The 3715-nt window shown below is 47.2% G+C and carries 2 protein-coding genes; both read left to right on the top strand.

Features of this window, described 5'->3' with window-relative positions; all coding sequences use genetic code 11:
- The first annotated feature begins 533 nt into the window (after nucleotides 1-533).
- A complete protein-coding gene (gene metE / locus ACTTJF_RS09910) occupies nucleotides 534-2807 on the top strand; it encodes a 5-methyltetrahydropteroyltriglutamate--homocysteine S-methyltransferase (RefSeq protein ID WP_442551822.1) in 2274 nt (757 codons plus the stop codon).
- A gap of 224 nt (nucleotides 2808-3031) precedes the next feature.
- On the top strand, nucleotides 3032-3715 hold a 684-nt coding region (locus tag ACTTJF_RS09905; RefSeq protein ID WP_442551821.1), incomplete at its 3' end, for a methylenetetrahydrofolate reductase.

Here is a 3715-nt window from a genome sequence, read left to right as displayed (position 1 = left end):
TTTAACGAAAAATTTGACTAACGAAATCTTCACGATGCTAACTGATGACACCGACGCCAAGCTAAAATCGCTAAACAAAGGCAAAAAAGACTAGGCAAATTTAAGGGGCGGGCTGCGGCCTGCCTCAAATTAGCCCAAATTTGATAAAAACTTCTTGATTTATTTTTTAAAAATCTTTATAATACGGCTCAAATTTGACCCCAAAGGATGAGCTTAATGCCTTGCCCCATGCCTGAGACTCTTTAATCTTAGCAAAAAAACCGCAAACGACTTTAAAAAAACAGCCGAATTTTTAAATAATTTCACGTTTTTAAACATTAATATAAATTTATTTCTATCGCCGCGTCCGATGCATTGCAACTGCATTTTTAGAAATAAAGCGAGGCAGTGTTTGAAATTTGGGCAAAATTTATTTAGTAGAGTTTTTTATAAATTTTATTTTAGTTTGAGAAAAAGCGGTTGCCACCCGCCGTTTTATAATGTAATTAAAATTTAAATCCAAAAATCACAAAATTTAAAAAAAGGAAAAGAGAATGATAAAAAGTTATGTTACGGGTTTCCCGCGAATTGGAGAAAAAAGAGAGCTAAAACGCGCGCTTGAGGGCCTTTGGGCCGGCAAAGAGGGCTTTAGCGAGGGAAATTTACTAAGCGTCGCTAAAACGCTAAAAAATAGACACTGGCAATACCAAAAAGACGCCGAAATCTCGGCTATCAGCGTAAATGACTTTTCGTTTTACGATTTGATGCTTGATAACATCGTCGCATTTGGCGCGGTACCGCCTAGATTTGCGAATTTGAGCGGACGAGAGCAATATTTTGCCTGCGCGCGCGGCAACAAAACCGGCGTAGCGATGGAGATGACGAAGTGGTTTAACACAAACTACCACTACATCGTGCCTGAGCTTAGCGCCGAGACGACCTTTAAGCTAGACGCGTCAAAAATCCTTACCGAATACGAAGAGGCAAAGGCTGCTGGCGTAAAAGGCAAGGTAAATTTGATCGGCCCTATCACGTTTCTGGCGCTTTCAAAGGCCACAGACGGCAGCTGTCCGTTTAAAAACCTAAACGCTCTAGTCGCCGAGTACAAAAAGCTTCTTGAGCTACTTTCGACGCTTGACGATGAGATTTTGGTGCAGTTTGATGAGCCGATTTTCGCGACTGATAAAAACGAAGAAATCCTACTTAGCGTTATCGCCAAAGTATATAACGAGCTAGCCGCAGCCGCAAGCAACGTCAAAATCGTGTTTATGACGTATTTTGAGCACGCGCTAAAAGCGGTCGTCGAGGTAGCAAAAACTAAAATTTACGGCATCGGATTTGATTTCGTTCACGGCAAAAGAAATTTCGAGGCGCTTGAAACTATCAAAAACAGCCACTTAACGCTATTTGCAGGCGTCATCGACGGACGAAATATCTGGAAAAGCAACATCGACGAAAAGGTAAATTTAGTCCGCGAGATCGGCGAGAAAATCGGCGGCAAAGAGTTCTACGTCGGACCTAGCTGCTCGCTACTTCACGTGCCTTATACCCTAAAATACGAAGAAAAACTAAACTCCGAGGTTAAAAGCTGGCTAAGTTTCGCCGTAGAAAAACTAGACGAGATCAAAATCATAACCAAGCTAGCTAACGGCGTAGCGCTAAATGCGGCGGAGAGCAAAATTTACGAAGAGAACAAAGCTGCGGTTAAAACGCGCGCGACGTCAAATTTGATCCACTCCTCAAACGTCCAAAACCGCGTGAAAAATCTAGTCAAATTTGAGCGCGAAGATAAATTCGAAGATCGCATCAAAATCCAACGCGAAAGCCTAAACTACGGCATCCTGCCGACTACGACGATAGGCAGCTTCCCCCAAACCGTCGAGCTAAGAGTGCTTCGTCAAAACTTCAAAAAAGGCGAGATTGACGCTGGCGCATATGAAGCCGGCATCAAAAAATACATCGACGACTGCGTAAAATTTCAAGAAGATATCGGCCTAGACGTGCTGGTCCACGGCGAGCCTGAGCGCAACGACATGGTCGAGTATTTCGGCGAGCAGATCGAGGGGTATGCATTTAGCGAGAACGGCTGGGTACAAAGCTACGGCAGCCGCTGCGTGAAACCGCCTCTACTTTTTGGCGACGTGAGCCGCCCAAAAGCGATGACCGTCGAGTGGATGAAATACGCCCAAAGCCGTACCAGCCGCATAATGAAGGGCATGCTAACGGGTCCCGTGACTATGCTAAACTGGAGCTTCGTGCGCGACGACCTGCCTCGCAGCGAGGTGGCTAAGCAGCTTGCGCTTTGCATATTTGACGAGATCGCAGACCTGCAAAATGCCGGCATCCGCATCATCCAAGTGGACGAAGCGGCGTTTAAAGAGGGCTATCCGCTACGCGCCGAAAACATCCCTGCGTACGAGAAATTTGCCGTTGATTGCTTTAAACTCTCCGTTAGCTCTGCCGAGCCAAAAACTCAGATCCACACACATATGTGCTACTCCGAGTTTAACGACATCATCAAGACCATCGAGGTGATGGACGCCGATGTCATCAGCATAGAGACCGCTCGCAGCGGCAACGAACTGTTAAAGATCTTTAAATCCGTCGGCTACAAACAAGAGGTCGGCCCTGGCGTATACGACATCCACAGCCCGCGGGTTCCTAGCACCGACGAGATCGTGCGCCAGATCCGCGCGCTGCTCGAGGTTCTGCCGAAAGAACAGCTCTGGATCAACCCTGACTGTGGCCTAAAAACACGCAAATGGGAAGAGGTCGAGCCGAGCCTAAAAAATATGGTCGAAGCCGTCAAGATCGTAAGAAATTCATAAATTTAACCGCTTGCGACTCGGCTAAATTTGCCGCTTTTGCCGTTTAAATTTACGGCCGAAGCGGCTTTGTCCGCTAAATTTTGAGCTCAGATTTAAAACCGGCTCAAATTTGACGCGGAGTAAATGCCTGTCGCTGGCGAATAATTTATCCTGCGCACGCGCCGCAGCAGCATAAATTTAACCGCAAACGGCGCGGTTTTCTACATTATAAATTTGGAAATTTCATGCTAAAAGAAAAAATTTTAAACAAAGAAAAGGGGCTCGTACTCTACGGACTGACACCGCCCAAGGCCGAATTCGAGGAGGCCAAGCTGCGCGAGATAGCAGACCGCTGGACGGCGCGCATAGAAAGCGTAAACGCCGACGGGCTCGTGCTTTACGAGGTGCAAGACGAGAGCGAGCGAAACGAAAGCGAACGGACTTTCGAGTTTAGCGGAACATTAAGTCCGGAAATTTACTACCGAAACTACCTAAGCGTCGCGACTCCGAGCGTTTTTTACCGCGTGGCTAGCGGCTACGACGAGGACGGATTTCGCGCTGCTTTAGCCGAACAAAGCTCAAATTTAAACGTGCTTGTGGGAGCTACGTCTAGCTCGCAAAAAGTGCGGCTAAATTTGGCTCGCGCGTACGAGATCGCGGGCGAATTTGAAAATTTGGCCGTTGGCGGCGTATGTATCGCCGAACGTCACGCTAAAAAGGGCGACGAACCGCAAAGGATGCGCGAAAAGATCGCGGCGGGAGCGAAGTTTTTCATCTCGCAGGCGATTTTTGACGCGCAGATGACGCGTAAATTTTTAGAGGACTGTGCGGCCTCAAAGATAACCGAGCCGATATTTCTCACGTTTTCAACGGCGGGCAATCCAAAAACGCTGGAGTTTATCAAATGGCTGGGCGTTAGCGTGCCTAGC

Source organism: Campylobacter sp. (assembly GCF_052170435.1).
GTDB lineage: Bacteria > Campylobacterota > Campylobacteria > Campylobacterales > Campylobacteraceae > Campylobacter_A.
This window is presented reverse-complemented; position numbering and strand designations above follow the sequence as displayed.